Source organism: Bacillota bacterium, assembly GCA_023511455.1.
Taxonomy (GTDB): Bacteria; Armatimonadota; HRBIN16; order HRBIN16; family HRBIN16; genus HRBIN16.
On the sequence record JAIMBJ010000026.1, the window covers coordinates 1 to 16,989 of the forward strand.

At 57.6% G+C, this 16,989-nt stretch carries 11 protein-coding genes and 1 pseudogene; 4 read left to right on the top strand and 8 right to left on the bottom strand.

Annotated elements, in window-relative coordinates; translation table 11 throughout:
* Positions 1-268, bottom strand: a pseudogene (locus K6U75_12700) (IS701 family transposase).
* A 143-nt stretch (positions 269-411) separates the two neighbouring features.
* Here K6U75_12700 and K6U75_12705 point away from each other — a divergent pair.
* Positions 412-2,457 carry a hypothetical protein gene (locus K6U75_12705; GenBank protein MCL6475898.1) on the top strand — a complete coding sequence of 682 codons (2,046 nt, stop codon included), beginning with the start codon at positions 412-414 and terminating at the stop codon, positions 2,455-2,457.
* Between the two features lie 17 nt (positions 2,458-2,474).
* Entirely contained in the window at positions 2,475-3,899 is a 1,425-nt protein-coding gene (locus tag K6U75_12710; GenBank protein MCL6475899.1) for a HEAT repeat domain-containing protein, read from the top strand.
* A 92-nt stretch (positions 3,900-3,991) separates the two neighbouring features.
* Here K6U75_12710 and K6U75_12715 read toward each other — a convergent pair whose 3' ends face one another.
* The 5 genes from K6U75_12715 to K6U75_12735 all read right to left on the bottom strand — a co-directional run bounded on the left by K6U75_12715 (position 3,992) and on the right by K6U75_12735 (position 11,622).
* On the bottom strand, positions 3,992-6,991 hold the full coding sequence (locus tag K6U75_12715) for an intein-containing RctB family protein (protein ID MCL6475900.1): 3,000 nt from the start codon (positions 6,989-6,991) through the stop codon (positions 3,992-3,994).
* A gap of 344 nt (positions 6,992-7,335) precedes the next feature.
* The gene (locus K6U75_12720) at positions 7,336-8,412 is read right to left on the bottom strand and encodes a hypothetical protein (protein ID MCL6475901.1); all 1,077 of its coding nucleotides are present in this window, start codon (positions 8,410-8,412) and stop codon (positions 7,336-7,338) included.
* 64 nt (positions 8,413-8,476) lie between these two features.
* Positions 8,477-10,711 (bottom strand): regulator, encoded by a 2,235-nt coding sequence (locus K6U75_12725; protein ID MCL6475902.1) that lies wholly within the window; start codon positions 10,709-10,711, stop codon positions 8,477-8,479.
* Between the two features lie 34 nt (positions 10,712-10,745).
* The gene (locus K6U75_12730; protein MCL6475903.1) at positions 10,746-11,309 is read right to left on the bottom strand and encodes a Uma2 family endonuclease; all 564 of its coding nucleotides are present in this window, start codon (positions 11,307-11,309) and stop codon (positions 10,746-10,748) included.
* Position 11,310: 1 nt separating this feature from the next.
* Complete coding sequence (locus K6U75_12735; protein MCL6475904.1) at positions 11,311-11,622, bottom strand: hypothetical protein; 312 nt, start codon at positions 11,620-11,622, stop codon at positions 11,311-11,313.
* Between the two features lie 155 nt (positions 11,623-11,777).
* Between K6U75_12735 and K6U75_12740 the strand changes: the two genes are divergently transcribed.
* Positions 11,778-12,905 carry a PilT/PilU family type 4a pilus ATPase gene (locus K6U75_12740; GenBank protein ID MCL6475905.1) on the top strand — a complete coding sequence of 376 codons (1,128 nt, stop codon included), beginning with the start codon at positions 11,778-11,780 and terminating at the stop codon, positions 12,903-12,905.
* A gap of 4 nt (positions 12,906-12,909) precedes the next feature.
* Here the strand turns inward: K6U75_12740 and K6U75_12745 are convergent, their stop codons facing one another.
* A complete protein-coding gene (locus tag K6U75_12745; protein ID MCL6475906.1) occupies positions 12,910-13,488 on the bottom strand; it encodes a response regulator in 579 nt (192 codons plus the stop codon).
* A 10-nt stretch (positions 13,489-13,498) separates the two neighbouring features.
* The gene (locus tag K6U75_12750) at positions 13,499-15,568 is read right to left on the bottom strand and encodes a PQQ-binding-like beta-propeller repeat protein (GenBank protein ID MCL6475907.1); all 2,070 of its coding nucleotides are present in this window, start codon (positions 15,566-15,568) and stop codon (positions 13,499-13,501) included.
* A 196-nt stretch (positions 15,569-15,764) separates the two neighbouring features.
* Between K6U75_12750 and K6U75_12755 the strand changes: the two genes are divergently transcribed.
* The gene (locus tag K6U75_12755; protein ID MCL6475908.1) at positions 15,765-16,955 is read left to right on the top strand and encodes a cation:proton antiporter; all 1,191 of its coding nucleotides are present in this window, start codon (positions 15,765-15,767) and stop codon (positions 16,953-16,955) included.
* Positions 16,956-16,989: the final 34 nt, after the last annotated feature.

Consider the following 16,989-nt stretch of genomic DNA (forward strand, 5'->3'; position numbering starts at 1 on the left):
CGCACCACCCTCTGGTGTTTGCCACTCCAGTGAGTGGTCACCAGTTCCATCTGCTGAGCATAAGGCTTGTCCAAAAGCCCCCGCGTGGGGTCTACGAACGCCTTCGCTTCCTGCCACAACGCCTCTGTGTCTAAAAAGTGAAGGCATCGTGCGCGGGAGAGTGTTGCCCTTCGGGTCGGCATCTGGCTGCTTCGGTGCAGGTGAAGATCTTCTGGGCGGCAATGAGGAAGTGGATGTAGTCTAAATCATCACGTTTAGGTGGGTTCATTTTCTACAGCGCTCCTCTTGGCCGGCTTGCGTTTTCATGTTATCATAGTATTGTCGATAGGGGTTCGCGGTCAACTGCGTAACTCCTATTGTAATCAGGCGTGTAAAACACGCACAAGATGAGAAGGAGGCAGCCACGATGTATTGCAAAAATCGCTTATCTACCCGCCCCTTACGGCACTGTGCCTCATGCCTTGCCTCCTGCTGACACCTCTGCAGGCACAAGACCTTTCTATCACCCTGCTCAATGGCGATTGCGACGGCGATAACGAAGTGACCCTTTATGACTTTGGCATTTTGTCCTCTGCGTTTGGAAGCGTTCCCGGAGATCCCAACTGGGACCCTCGCGCCGACTTGGATGGCGACCTTCAAGTAACCCTTTACGACTTTGCCATCCTTCAGGGCAACTTTGGGGCGATTGGCGCGCAGCCATTTGACCCCGCTTTGCCCCGGCAACCTGCTCTGCAGAGCGGCGGTTATGAGCTACAAGGTGTAGTGCAACTGGAGGGCTGGCAGGGCGAATCCAAACTCGTACGCATCGAGGCTCTGCAGGAAGATGACCCTCAGCAGGTAGTATACTATCTGGACAACGTGCTGACAGGTTCGTCTTTCACTCTTCGTCTTCCACAATCAGGAGCGTGGTGGGTGAAGGTGACAGGTGTTTCGGGCTTTTTAGTGGCTCAACGTGCGGCGAAGCGAAGGTATCTGCGCACACCCCAGATGTGGGCTTTCTTTGTAACCCCTGGCGAAGGGGAGGCTTATGCAGACAGACGTTACGCCCCCCTTGCGCCCATTGGCGTTCATGTGAGGGTGGTGGACTACGACCTGGTCACTTTTGCTTCTGCAGACAATAGCGAACTGCTGGTAAATCGCGAGCGGGCACAATCTCAAGACTTCTCTTGCACATGGCGAGTAGTCTCCGGTGGAGGAGTAATTGTTCCAATAGGCCCTATAAATTCGACGTCCGCAGTATATTTTCCTCCTCTCTTGGAAGCGAACGAGCAGGAGCGAGAAGTAACTATCGAGTGTATCATCACCGATAACTCGCCTGATCCTGCAAGAAGGGATGCTGACTGCGTCATCACGCAGCGTTTCCGTATAGTGAACCGTCCAACTGTGCACATAGGGGTGCAGGCTGTTGACTCTCAGGGGGAATCGATATCTGGCACACCGATGCCTTCGGGTCAATTGATGCCCGCATGTCTCAGATTTAGCGCGAGTAGCCGCAAAGGAGGATGGCAACTAGATCGTGTGGAGTGGCGTATCCCGTGGGGGACTGTATCAGCAGTATCCGCTGACGGTAGCACGGCAACGGCTGTACTATCGTTTCCGATACCACGCGATGAAGAACACCGTCGATTTAGTTACGAGGCAGCAGCAACGTTTAGTATCACGCTTCCTCCCCCTGTCGGACGACTGGAGCACCGAGACGAAAAGGTTTCTGAACGGCTTCTGGGATTCGATATGACTGACCGATTCTCCTATAACGAGTTGCTGGATACCTCACGCGGGAGATCAATCGCAGGCGAGTTTTACGTGCCCAATTGGTTTCACAATCGGGCAGGGCACTGGGGCAACGTCATTCCCCGCTTCAACGAAGAGTACATCCACAACGGCGTCAGGTATCCAGTGGTGCACTGGGTGGACAGGGAGTGGTTTGAAGACCCCTGGGGCAACGAATTGGCAGCCCTCATGGATTGGGAAGGGCTACTGGCTCCTCGTGGTTTGCAGTATAGCGAAATGTATCGTGGTCGCATCTACCTGTGCCGAGCGGTAATTCGGCACAGTCTCGAGAATAACCCTTACGGGCTTCGTACCGAGTGGATAGACTACGTCGCGCGGATTGTCGCTCATGAATTTGCACACAGAGATCAGCTCATCGCTTCTTGGGGAGGGTTTGGAGATGCCCAAATTGGTTCTTACCCTAACTGGCGGCTTTTATCTCCTGATTATGACCGGGATGGCGACGGGCTGTCGAATGAGTATGAGGAACGAGTACAAGCTGTCTACCCCACGAATCCTAACGACCGCTGTGCGGTGCTGAAATGGTGGACAGGAGACCCGGGGGCGACGCACGCGTACTATACTGACCCGGAGATGTGTGCTCACCTTTGGGGCGAATGGGATTGCTACCAAGTTGGCTCGTTGGACAACCGAGACTGGTCTGTCACAGGACGTCAAGACTACTAAACGAGGAGGTAAACGCCATGAAACGCTTTGCGCTATTCCACACGGCCGTGTTTGTGTTCGCAACGGCGCCGCTGGTGTGGGCAGACCTGCCGCCGGCAAAGGACCCGCTGCGACAACCGGCGATTATATTGCCCGAAACGCCCGCAGAATGGATAGAGATGTATTGCACTGCCCAGAAGAACCCTGCAGGTCTTCTGTGTTATCTGCGCGACCACGTGGCTTTCATGAACGAGCGTAAACAGAAGTCATTTTCCGTGTCGGAGACGACGCCTGATGAGAAGGAACAGCTGGGGCGCCGATGGTATGCGCTGACCTTGCTGGGAGATACTGCAGGTTCCGACATCATCCCTGCCATTGAGGAGTTCATCGCTGCGCGCAAGGCACAAGGTGATACGATGACAGACTTTGACGTGGCGTTGGCTGAGGTAGTCATCGAGTGCATTCAAATGCGTGTCTCTGGGCGAGACACTTACATCGCGACGATGCTGGACTGGGTTCGCAACGGCGACAAAACCTACCCTGGGTCGGTAGACGAAAGAGGACAACCTACCCGCAAAGGAAAGATGCGTGTCTGGCAAGCAGCTTGGGCGTTGGGACAGCGACGAGTGCCAGAGGCTGCACCGGTACTGGAGGCAAAGACCCAGGAGCCGTTGTGGATCGCTGGTATATATGGTTTTCCGCTTATCCGTGCGCTGGCACAAATTGGTGACAGGAACACTATGAAAACCATTGCCCATGCCTGCTATTTCAGAGGATTATTCGATCGCTTATTCCGCTGGAACTCATTGTGCCCGGGTGAGGTGGACCCTGTGTGGACTTACTGGCAGATGCGGACGCAAGGCATGAGCCTTCCCCAGACAATTGAGACGATGCTGGGCGCGCTTGGGGGCGATGAGCTTGACGTGTATGCCCACAAGGTGTTGGAAGCGCTAGGAGACACAAGTGTTCCCTATCTAATCGATGCCCTTCAGCACCCCAGGGGGAAGGACCCTATACGTTGCCTGAAGATAGTAGCATTGGTTCTGGGTAACTTAAGGGCGAGGCAAGCGGTTGAGCCCCTGCGCGGGCTGTTAAGAGAGGCATTGGGCGGAGGCGACATCAAGCTTGGTATCGAAGCCGCCATCGCCCTCGGCAAAATCGGTGACCCTTCCGTGTTACCAGAACTGCTGTCTGCAGCGCAAAGCACCGACTTTTACTTCCAAGCAAGCGCTATCCGCGCGTTAGGATACCTTGGTGACCCTCGTGCCGAGCCTCTGTTACTGGAGTTGTTGACCACCCATCCAGAGGCTAACGTCCGCTACGGCGCAGCGGAGGCGTTGCGCACGGTGGGCACGGCTTCTGCGATGCCTGTTTTGGAACAAAGGTTGCAAATGGAGACGGACAGGGGCACGCGCGGACAGATAGGGACCACCCTGCAAACCCTGCGCCAGAAGGTACGCTGAGGTTTCTCAAAAGGCACGCCTCGCAGCGCCAGGGGTGAGACAGGAGTGCCGCCCCGAAGCACTGCCAGGCGTTTTCTCCCTGAACCGGCTTGCTACCCTTTCACCACGCCGATAGGACGCAGACGGGCGACCTTGCGGGAGATACCCACGCCTTCACACACGTCTACCACGTTTGCCACGTCCTTGTAGGCGTAAGAAGCCTCTTCTGCCAGTGTGGCTTTGTTCTGGGCGCGCACGTAGATGCCTTTCTCCGCCAGCTCCTGGGCGATGTTGCGACCCTGCGCCTCACGCATCGCGCCATGCCGGCTCATCATGCGTCCCGCGCCGTGACAGGTGGAGCCAAAGGTCTCACGCATAGCGGTTACCGTGCCCACCAGTATGAAGGAGTACCGCCCCATGTCGCCCGGAATCAGCACCGGTTGACCCACATGGCGATACACCTCTGGCACAGCGGGGTGTCCGGGACCGAAGGCGCGAGTGGCTCCCTTGCGGTGCACGCATACCGCCTTGACTTTGCCGTTTATCTCGTGTTCCTCTATCTTGGCGATGTTGTGTGCCACGTCGTATATCTGATGCATACCCAGGTCCTGCGGCTTGCTGCCGAATACCTTTGCAAAGGCCTGCCGCACCCAGTGCGCAATTGCCTGGCGGTTTGCCCAGGCGAAGTTCGCCGCGCACGCCATTGCCGTCAGGTAGTCCTCGCCTTCTTCAGAGGTAATGGGGGCGCAGGCGAGCTGGCGGTCGGGCAGTTCGATGCCGTACTTCTTCTGCGCTTTTTGCATGACGTCCAGATAGTCATCGCAGGTCTGGTGTCCAAAGCCACGCGAGCCGGTGTGTATCATCACCGTAATCTGTCCCACCTGAGTGATGCCGAAGGCCTCGGCGACTTTGGCGTCGTAGATTTCGTCCACCACCTGTATCTCTAGGAAGTGGTTGCCGCCGCCCAGTGTGCCCAGCTGCGTCTTTCCCCGCTCGATGGCGCGATTGGAGATGTTGGACGGCTCGGGCGGAAGCAGTCCGGTGAGGGTGGTGCTTTGCTCGCTGCGCTCGATGTCCTCCTCCCAGCCGTAGCCGTGTTCGATCATCCAGATGGCGCCTTTGCGCATCACCTCGCGCAGCTCCTGCGGGTTGACCTTGATCAACCCCTCGCCCTTCAGCCCTGCGGGAACATCGCGGAAAATCTGGTCCACCAGCTCCTTAATGCGCGGCTGTACCTCATCCATCGTCAGGTCGGTTCGCAACATGCGGACCCCACAGTTCGAGACCACGAAACCATTCGCCACGAAGTTATGGTCAGGATGCATTACAGTCAGGTCATAGACCTCTTTGACATCCTGTACGGGTGTAATGCGGGCAATGCTGTCCCACACCATGCCGCTGGATTCAATTCCCGCAGTTGCCTCCTTGAGGTATTCTGGGAAGGTGGGAAACTGCTTGGGCACTCGAGGTGTTCGGTTCGGGTTTTCGTAGATGCTGCGCTCAATAAACCGCTGGCTGACGCCGAGCGGTTGCAGGTTTTCGGTAATCTCTTGCAGAGTTTTGCCCTGATTGTGCATCCGCAGCGCGGTGAGGGATGCCTGCTGACGGGCTCTGACTACCTGAATTTTACGCTTTACGTACTGTGCTGCCGCGTTTGCCAATGCTCGGCGCGCGCGATTATACTCGAAACCAACCTGTGACCATAATCGCAATAGGTTTTCGGGGTCATTGCGGATAAGGAGTTTGAACCGCACGGAAACGTCCCCTTGTTCATTGACCTGTTCTACTTCCTCACGTAGGGGATGTACTTCTATTTCGAACTCGCGAAGCATGTTCGCTATCTGCAGAAGGAACCGTCTGCCGCTTTCCGCCTGGGGTGGTCTCTTGCTCATCGAAAGCGTGGGATACTGGAAGTGATGTACGTGTCCCGGCAGGGGGGCAGGAGCATTCATCTCAGCGCCAAAGAGCGCTGCGAGGAATAGCCGTTTCTGCCACCTGGGCGCGCGCTGCAGCCACGACGGCACCTCGTATGCCTGCTCTGTCTTTTTGCCAACAGGTGCCCCCAGGGCTGCCATGACCAGCGCAAAACCCGTGCTAACCACCTTAAAAGCGCATTCCTGGTATTCAAAGTGTACCTTCTTGTGGGGTTTCACAATGGAGTGTTGGCGCAACCTGCGGTAGACCTGCGAGGGAGTGATACCGACACGCTTTAGGTCGCGGCGGATGTCCTCCAGGTCCGCTTCTTTTCCGTAAAACCAGGTGACGCCTTTCCCGGTTTTGCCTTCGAAATAGAGCGTGCCATCACCCATCAAGTAGCCTAGCAGCTTGATGAAGAAGGGTGTGGCGGGCGAGTCGTATCGCAATGGAAGAATCTTCAGTCGTCTCAAGTATCTGAGTATTTGCTCGCCACGGTTTCCCGCCTCCACGTCACCCAGGTCCTTTAAGCGATGGATGATGTCCTCTTCATCAAGAATAACCTCGTCACCGGGCTGTTCGTAGGGAACCCCTTCGAAAGGATACAGGGCGATGACGTCTCCAACCTTCAGCTCCTGCAAGGGCTTCATTCCGCTCGGGGTTAAGAAGGGGTGTTCCACGCTTGCCCGAATCACATCCCCTGCCTCTGTACAAATCTCATAGACAGGGTTATCCGCGCGCGCTTTGATGTAAGCGCCGATACTTGCTGTGTCGGACGATTTTCGGGAGAACACCTGGCAGATAATCGTCTCTTGGTGCCACCGGTGCTGCAGGTCGCCAATGGTCAGGGTGTAGCCATGCTCGCAGAGAACTCGTGTTTCCTCAGTTAAGCAGTTGATGTCAAAGCCAACCCCTCCAGGTGACACTACACCCTCTTTGATATCCATTGCCGCTACTCCACCAATGGGGAAGCCGTAGCCCCAGTGGATGTCGGGCATGGCGATGGAGTAGCTCTGAATACCCGGCAGGGTGGCGACGTTTGCTACCTGCTCCGGAGACTGGTCCTGAACAATCTGTTCGACTAACTGCGCGCTGGCGTAGATGATGCCGTCCACGCGCATGCCGTTTTTGTAGTCCTTGGGAATGCGCCAGCGATAGGTATCAATCCGCTCTAATTTGCCCTCCCACTTTTCGCTCATACCACTCACCTCCCCAACAGCATTAGGAATTACGCAGTTGAAAGACTATCCGGAAGTTTCCGATGTAACACGCCATCTTCTGTCATTCTGAGCGGAGCGAAGAATCTCGTTTACCGGGCTGAGATGCTTCGCTTTCGCTCAGCATGACAGGAAAGTGTCTTTGCAATCACTGAAAAAGCGTGACTCGTTAGATGTTCATCGCAACTGCGTAACTCCTAAGCATATTATACTCCAAGCTGGACAAAGTTTATGGAGCAATGGAAAGCAACGCGTCTGTGGACATAAAATAGTGAAGGGCACAGAGCGTTTCCTCTGTACCCTCCCCATCTGCCGCTGGAGCGGTGTCAGCGCAGTATCGGTTCCGGACTGGACCCGACCTCCGTGATGATCCACTCGCTGCCCATGCGCTCGACGGTGTAGCTGATGTAGGTGGTGCGTATCTGCCCATCTTCGTCCTCGTATACGTGCTGTCCGTACAGCACGTAGGCGTCGTTTGTCCGCTTGCGGATTTCGTCAAAGGCGAAGCGCACCGTGCGCGTGTTGCGCATGGCATCTATCGTCATGGTGAAGTAATCCTCTGCGGGTATAGAGTAGGCGTACTTACCGCGCAGGTACACTGCCACAAACATATCGAAGCGCAGGTGTCGGCGTATCAGGTCGGGACTATTGTATCGCCATGCGCGCTGGATATCGCCGATGGTCACGTCCAGCCGCGAGGGCAGGTTGCGCTCCAGATAGTAGCTCTCGCGGTAGGTGAACACCGGCACTTCCACGAAGACCGGTCGCTCTATCACCACAATGCGCTCGGTCGAGATATACGCGGGCATTGTGGGATAAAACACGTACACCGACGGACAGACGCGGTACGGCTCGTACACACGCATATAGAAACCGTACGCCACGCCGCGCGGATAGTGACGCCGGTACTGGTCGTTGACCGGCGGGAAGTAAATCTTCGGCTGCCATTCGCCGGTTCGTCGTGCGAGGTTAATCATGCCGTTGCTGGACGGGCGTGGGCGGTTGCCGAACGGTGTTTCCATCTCTGGAGGATACACCCAGTACTCGCCTGGCCCAACCGGCGGCTGGTTGTTGCGTCCGCTGGGTTGTGGACGATTGCCCGGCGCAGTTGGCGAAGGATTATTGGACGGCTGGCGCGTCGGGGCAGGTGCAGGGGTGTTGTTTCCTCGCTTGCGGAAAAGGTCGTTGGTGTCGGAGTTGCTGTTGCCGGGGGATACAGACGGCGCGCTGCGTCCATCGCTCTTGCTGGGCGCCGGCTTGTCGTCGGACTTGCTCTTGCCGCTTTCGGTCTTCTTAAACAGCTTGCCGAGGTCGTCTGCGGACGCAGGCACTGCCATCGCCACACCGATGGCGATCACCGCAGCCGCTATCAGCAATCTCCAGCGGGAGACCAGAGTTTTCATGGGAACACCCTCCCTTCCAGTGCTTACACTAATTAGACTGTTCCACATCTCGCCGGGTTACATATTACTTGCTTTGCTCCGGGGGCAGGATATAGCCGTAGTATCTGCCCATCCAGTACGGCAGTAGCCAGAACACACCGTCGCTTTCGGTCTGTCCGCCATCGCCCTGCACTGCCCGCCAGGGGTTATCATCCCAGCGCATCACGCCGCGTTCGCTCGGCGGGGGTAGACGGTCGGTTTGCCAGGGATCTATCTCGGGGGCGCGCACCAACTTCAGGTCCTCGCGGCGGGTATTGTCCACCGTCCAGCGCACCAGGTCCAGCGGGGCATCGCGCAGGAACATGAGGGAGTCCCCCATTTCGGGTGGAGAGCCGGTGAGCGAGGCGTACAGGAAGTGGAACCAGGGGTTCTGGTCGTGCTTCACCCCTTCGTACCACGTGTCCAGTGCCTGTCTGTACAGCCGTTTGAGGTCGGCATCGTTTTCGTACAGCAGCAAAGCGGGAAAAGCCAGCGCCAGCAGTTCGTCGTCGATATGCGTGCGCCAGGCCCGGTTGAAGGTTTTCGCTCGCTTCACGTTTTCGCGATAACCGTGCTCGTCCAGCAGGCGGCGATATTCGCGCTCGTATTTGGCATCGCCGATCATGTGGTGCGCTGCCTTCAAGAAGGAGAGTATCTCCACCGAGTTGATGCCGCGTTCCGGCGCCCAGTCCGGGTCTCCATTGAGCTTCTCTGGTGACCACACGCCCCAGCGGGTGTGTGTGCCGTCGATATCGCGCAACACATAGCCGCCATCGATGATGTAGTCCATCACGCGGCGCACATGCTCGCGCACCTGTTGCTTATCCTGCTCGTCGGCGGCGAGGTCGTAGAAGAACAGATAGCCATAAAAATGTCCGGTGATTTCGTCACTGCTGGTATCCCCCTTCCAGAGCCAGTTACCATCTTTGCTCAGCCGCCATCGCTCGTGCACGCGCTTGTGACGGGGGTCCCTCACGTGTTCTTCTGCCCACTCGGCATCGGTGTACACGCGGTTGGGGTCGTTCATGGGCTTCCATTCCGCCGGGATGACCGTTCGCGCCACGAATCCGGGCGTATCGGTCACCGTTTGCAAAAAGCGCAGGGCATGAAACGCTTTGCGCGCGTTCTCACGGGCGGAGGGGTCTTTAGTGGCGGCATACCGGAAGGATTCCATCGCGAGATACATGCCTGTATACTCGCCGTCGTTGTCGTCATCGCGTGGTTTCCAGGTGCTGACATCGCCCGGCACCTGCAGGAAACATTTCTCGACCAGACCGGGTTCACGCACATGGCGAGCGAGGCAAACGCTCAGGTAGTATTGAGCCTTTTCCGACAGGGTCAGCATACGCCTGCGTATCGCGCTGAGCCCGCCAGCGGTAGCCACCCACGCAGTTCCGTCTTTTTCAAATGCGACATCACGTACGTCATCGTCGGGCAGCCAGCGCAGGCTGTGCAACAGAGACCACCGTTTGCCGTCCGTGCGGGTCACGCCGACTGGCGTGCCCACCCACATTCTGCCATCTGGCGTGCGACGCACACACTGCACCTGCACGCTGGGCAGCCCATTGGCGGCGGTGATTTGCCCCACACGGTGTCCATCGCGATGGATAGTAATGCCCCCCAGACCGCCAATCCAGAGGTGCCCATTTGGGGCGAACGCCAGTCCCCGCACCGATGCGCTCAGCAGGTGCTGCTCGTCGTAGTGCCACGTGGTGCCAGACAAAGAATGGTGAAACAATCCCACGTCGGTGCCAATCCAGATGCCGCCGTTACCGTCTGGCAATACCGCTCGGACGCTTCGCGCACAGGGCAGGTTTTGCGGCGTTACCGAATCGCCTTTTATCCGCCACATCCCATCGGGACCGAAAGCCAGTATCTCACCGTTCACTTCACAGAGAGCGGATACCGGTTGCGCGACGCCGGGCACTTTTTGTAAACCACTATCGGTCGCGCGATACAGCCCGTCCCATGCACCCAGCCAGACGCGCCCGTTACTATCCGTGAAGGCGACGAAAGCGGGCCCTGCATGTTCGGGGGCGGTCGCTGCTCTCCAGCGGTTCTGTGTTTTGTCCAGAAGGTAAATGCCGGCGCGGGTTGCCGCCCAGATGTTGCCTTGGATGTCCACAGCAACCGCGCGTACATCATTTGCCCCTGAGTCTCCCAGAGAGTATTTCTCAGCGGTTTCCTGCAGAAAAGGCGTATCCACAGCGGGCTGGGCGATGCTCGCCATGACGAGTACGAACGACAGGGTAAGCGCAATCAAGATGGAGGTTTCTGGCATGCTACACCTCATGCTTGTTTAGAGTGTGCAAGATTCACGCCCTCATAATCAGCTCGACAGGCACGTCGATCCCAACGCTGGGTAAGTGGACTTTCTGGGTAAGGTCTGTATATTCGCTCCGCTGCCACTCGCCACCGGGCTGACGGATGAAGTGTTCCACGTGCGTTCTATCCTGCGCCACCAGCAGGTATTCGCGCAGGGTGGGGATGTGCTGATACGCCGCGAACTTTTCACCCCTGTCAAACGCCTCGGTGGACGGCGAAAGCACCTCGATGACCACCGTGGGATTCAACAAGGTGTCCTTTTGTTCGTCCTCGAACTGCGGCTGCCCACACACAATCACCACGTCAGGATAAAAATAGGCGTTCACCTCTGCGATTTTGACACGCATATCGCTGCCCAGCACCACACACGGCTTGTTTCTCAGGGCGAGATGCAGGTTCGCCGCGATGTTCGTGCTGAGGCGGTTATGGACGTAAGATGCCCCCGCCATCGCGATAACCCTTCCTGCAAGGTATTCGCTTTTGGTGCTGGCTTGCCGCTCGGTATGGAGGTACTCGGCTTGCGAGATAGTTCGGACGGCACGCACCGCGCCCATTCTATGCCTCCTGTGAAAGCGAAATGCCTTCGTAAATAGCCCACCGCGGCAACGCGACCGCCGCGCTGTGCAATACCACGCTTTGCTTGGGGTGGTCATACGCTGTGCGCGACCACTGTCCATCGGGCTGACGGACGTAGTGTTCTGCATGCATTCTGTCCTGCACCAACAGCACGATGATGTGGTGCGGTTCCGATGCACCTGCGAGGGCACGTACCTCGCCCGCCAAATACTCCCTTTTGGTGGGCTCTTGCCGTTCCGCCTGTAGGTAATCAGTCTCCGGGACACAAACTTTGAGTGAGTGCATTGCCATTTTTCGTCAACCCTTTACATCCTACCAGTGTTCCTCGCCGTTTGTCAATCGCTTTTCCCCGCAGGTTGCACAGCAACGAGCAGAAGCACTGTGTGATATAATAAGCGTGGGGGGACTTCCCTCCCACATCGACGGTAGCGAGTTACAAAAGAATCATGCGAAACATTCACGATTTACTGGAGTATGCTATTCCGCGACGCGCTTCGGATGTCATCCTCAAGGCTGGCAGTCCTCCGGTTTTAAGGATTGACGGCAAAGTGGTGGTCAGTGATTTACCTCCGCTTACTCCTCTGGACTGCCACGAGCTAGCGTATAGCATTCTTTACAGCGCCGCTCGTGATGCTCTTCTGGCGTCCGCTCATCCCCGCGCGAGCGTGGAGCCGCTGGATGTGGACGAGAAGATGCAGCAGCTGGAACAGCACGCCGAGATTGACACCGTCTTCACCGTCGGGGGGCTGGCACGTGTAAGGTGCAATCTTTTTCTGCAGAGGGGCAGTATCAGTGCGGCTCTACGGATAATACCTCTGCAACCGCCCACTATTGAGGAAGCCAACCTGCCGCTGGTCTTTAAGGATTTCGTTTCTCAACAGCAGGGCTTGATTCTCATCACCGGGCCCACCGGCAGCGGCAAATCCACCACCATGGCGGCGATGATCGAGGAGATTAATCGCACCCGCACTGCCAACGTCGTCACCATCGAGGAGCCGATAGAGTACGTCTTTGAGGACAAGCAAAGTGTGATTCTGCAGCGCGAGGTGGGAACGGACACCGCTTCTTTTGCCACTGCCCTGCGAAGTGTGCTGCGACAGAATCCGGATGTGATTGCCATTGGGGAGATGCGTGATGTGGAAACCATGCGGGTTGCGCTGACCGCTGCCGAGCTGGGGCATCTCGTGATTGCCACCCTGCATACCATGTCCGCTCCTGCCACTATCACACGCATTCTCAACAGCTTCCCGCCGGAGGAGCGTGTGCCTTTACGTGTGCAGCTGGCGAATACGTTAATCTGCGCGGTGGCACAGCGGCTGGTGATGCGTGCCGATGGGGAAGGCAGGTTGCCCGCGGTGGAGATACTGGTGGGCTCGCCTACCGTGCGCAAGTTGATCGAAGACGGTAAAACCGACGACCTGTATGCCGCCATGCGCGAAGGTGAGCATTACGGCATGAACACACTGAACCAGGCTCTCGAACGACTGTACTCGGCGCAGCTGATTACCTACGAAGAGGCTCTGGCAAATGCGGGGAACGTGGCGGAGCTGAAGCAGATGCTCCGCCACCGGTAAGCGTTCAGATTAAATCCGCTGCGGTGATGATGCTCTCGGCAATCTCGCGCATCTTCTTGTTCTGATTGCGCGCCTGGAAGTGGATGCGCTTGAACGCCTCCTCTTCGGTCAACCCCAGACGCTGCATCAGGATTCCCTTGGCGCGCTCGATCAGCTTGCGGGTCTCAAGGGCTTCTTTCAGTTCCTCTACCTCGCGGTTGCGCGCCTGAAGCTCGCGGAAGCGGAGCATGGCAATCTCAATCGCGGGCCCCAGGTCCTCTTTGCGGAATGGCTTGACAAGATAGCCGAACGCCCCCGCTTCGCTTGCCGCCTCCACCAGCTCCTGTTCGCTGTAGGCGGTCAGAAAGACAATGGCACAGGGGCGTTCCTGAACAATCGCGCGAGCTGCCTCGATGCCGTCCATCTCCGGCATGCGAATGTCCATGATGATTAAATCGGGTTCGTGCACTCGCGCTGCCTGTACTGCCTGCACGCCGTTCTCTGCCTCCGCAACTACCTGATGACCGATTTTTTCCAGCCTCGCCCGCAGCATCATACGGGTCAGCGGTTCGTCCTCGGCGATTAAAATGCGGTAACTTTCCATGCCTTTTCCCTCACTTTTCCAACATCTGGTTGCCCCGGACACGCGCCGGAAAAGCGTAAACCTTTCCGTTCAGAGACCCGATGACGAACCGTTCACCGTCCGTATCGGGTACGCAAAAAACGTGTCCCTCCGCCAGCTGATAGGTCTGTAATATCCGCCCGCTGCTCTCCTCTATCCAGTATACCACACCATCTACCGACGCCGTGAAGATAACGCCCTGCGCCAGAGCACACCCAGAATCATACATCACTCGCCCCGTTTCTGCAACCCATCGCGGCTGTCCAGTACGTATATCTATGGCGTAGACCAGCCCCCGATTGCCCAGCGCACCACAGTAGACCATCCCGTTTTTGAGCAGAGGGGACGGATAACCGAAACTGTTGCCCGACGCAGAAGGCAGTTCCCACAAGACCTCCCCGTTGCTGACGCGCATCGCGTGCAGTACTCCATCGTTGGAAGGAACCACGACACGCACTCCGTCCGTAGCCGGTGAGCCAATGGCGGGGGAGTAGTAGAACGACCTCCCGAACTTCTGTTTCCACCTCAACGCACCAGTGCGGGCATCCAGCGCATAGACGTGATTGTCCCAGCATCCTGCGATAAACATCCCGCGCACTGGCACGATGCGCGATTGCACGAACATATCCGTCTGGAAATCCCACAGCGGTTTGCCATCGCGCAGGGACAATCCGTAAATCTTACCGTCGCCTGCAGCGGTGCATACCACGTCCTCATGAATCCCCGCCGAAGCAAACACGGGAGGAGGCAGCTTCGTCTTCCAGATGGGGCGACCGTCGGACCGGCGCAGGCACGCGACCACTCCCGATGTGCTTCCGATAACTATCACATCCTCAGTTACTGCCGGAGCGGCAACCAGCGTGCCACCCACAGGCGTTTTCCAGCGCACCCTGCCGGATGCGATGTCCACAGCATACAATGTGCCGTCGAAACTGCTGATGTAGACGGTGCCGTTGTACACAACAGGTTGCGCCTTGACGGAGCCTCCTGTTCGGAAAACCCACAAAGGGCGCACCGCACCGGGCAGTTGCACGATAGTGGACGTTTCGTAAGGCTTCTGTTCACAGACCGCCCGGAAATCCACCCGATGCGTGCCTGGCACAGCATCTTCGATGGGCAGGCGCACGGTGAAGGAGGTACCGATGCCTTCCGCGGTCACGCTGCGCCATTCTCCGTTGCCGATGCGGCTCTGCCACTGCTCGGGACGCACGTCTTCTGGCGCACGCCACTGCAGCCGCGCCACCAGGGCATTGCCCTGCGGGCGCACGTCTTGCACGTGCAGCTGTGGTACCGGCTGAGGCGCGCGAGGTAACTCTGCCAGCAGAATGGGTTGTGCGTTTTCCTTCGTCACGCGCCAGATGCGTATCGTGGTGTTGCCTATCTCCGCGCGGTGATAGCTGCCCTGATACAGTCCGCGTGCCATCAGGAACAGCACACCGTTGCGCCACCACGTGGTGTCCCTGTGTCCATGACCTACGAATACCGCCTTGACGTTGTATGGGGCGATGATGTCCAGCAGGCGGTGTTCGTTATCGACCATTTTCGCACCGGAGGCGACCCAGTGATGGAAGAAGAGGAAAACCGGAGCGCCTTTGGGAAGCCGACGAAGCCGCTTCTGCAGCCACTGCAGGTCTGCCTCTTCGAAGTGCCCGTGATGTTCCAGTAATGCCGTGCTATCCAGAGCAAAAAAGTGGCATCCCTCCCGCTCCCAGTGCATCCGCAGGGGACCCAGCCACCTGGCGAAACCTTCCTTGCCGATTGCGCTCCAGCGCACATCGTGGTTGCCCGGCACATTGATGAGCGGGATACGCAGCTCGCTCATGATTTCGCGATAGCGCCGGTACTCCTCGGTAGAGCCGAGCTCGGTACAGTCACCGGTGTTCACAATAAAGGCGGGTTGTGGGTCGAGTGCGTTGAAAGTCTGAATGTAGGCGCGAGTTTCCTGATGATGCGCCGTGATACCGATATGGGTGTCGGTGATATGCAAAAAGACGAACGACTCGCCCCAGGCTGCGGAGCAGAAAAGCAAGATGGCGCACAGCCAGGTTATCCTTTTCCCCATCAGCTCATACCTCTTTCCACACGTGATGCGCACACTGCAGACTGCTAGCCTGCGGGGCTGCTAACGCTCCAAATGATTCTTTCTCCTTGGTGGACATGCTCCCTGCTTGCAAGCGCGATGGTGCGGTGCCGGCGAGGGGGACAGGTAAACGCCCTTCACAAGTATAATTAGCAGACAAAGGCGAAAGGAGGACAGTATGGCGCTGGATAGTTTCTTGCTGATGCTGATTCTCATTCTACTCTTCGCCCGCATCATGGCGCAGCTGGCGGAGCGTGTGAAACAACCCCCTGTACTGGGCGAGTTGATTGCAGGGGTACTGCTCGGCGCGAGCGTACTCGGTTGGGTTCCCGATAACGAGATCCTGCATCTGCTGGCAGAAGTGGGTGTCATGCTTTTGTTGTTCGAAATCGGTTTGGAAACCGACCTGGGTGCGCTGCTTCGGGTGGGGGCGAAGTCGCTCGTGGTGGCTCTTATCGGTATTGCCTTACCGTTCGCCGGGGGATACCTGACCTGCGTCGCTCTGGGCATCACTGGCAAGACCGCCATTCTGTTCGGAGCGGCGTTCTGCGCGACCAGCATTGGTATCACCGCGCGTGTGCTGTCCGACCTGGGCGTGCTGAACAGCACAGAGGGACGTATCGTGCTGGGGGCGGCGGTTCTGGATGACGTTTTGGGATTGGTGATTCTGGCTGTGGTCTCGGCGATAGCGATGAAGGGGAGCGTGAGCCCGCTATTCGTTGTGCAGACCACGGTCGTGGCGCTGGTATTTGTGGCGGTAGCGTTAATCGTGGGCAGGATGCTTGCTCCTTCTATCCTCCGGGTGGTAGACCGGATGACGGTGCGCGGTGCGCTGGTGACGGCGGCACTGGTGATGGCATTCGCTTTCGCGCTGGCGGCGAAGAAAGTAGGTTCCGCGGCGATAGTGGGTTCGTTTGCGGCGGGACTGGTGCTCTCCTCCATTGGGCGCACGAAGCAGATCGAGCATGAGCTCAAGCCCATTGCCGATTTCTTTACGCCCATCTTCTTCGTCAGTGTAGGCGTGGCGGTGAATGTGCGACTGTTTAATCCCTTTGATCCAGCGAATCGCTCCACACTGGTGCTTGCGCTGCTGGGCACGGTGGTGGCGTTTTTGGGTAAGTTCCTGGCAGGCTGGGGAGCGTGGGGCAAGGGCATACGAAAAGCCCTCATCGGTGCGGGGATGGTTCCACGCGGAGAGGTGGGTCTCATTTTCGCGACGGTGGGCAAGCAGAACGGTGTGCTGAGCGATGCCCATTATGCGGCACTGCTGGCGGTGATATTTCTGACAACCTTCGTCGCTCCGATACTGCTGGCGTTCATCGCTAAAAGAAGCGTCACTCCCGAAGCGGTGGAGGTTCCCGTGCATTGACGGGAAACGGCTCGGCGGAAGCCGAGCCATGTTA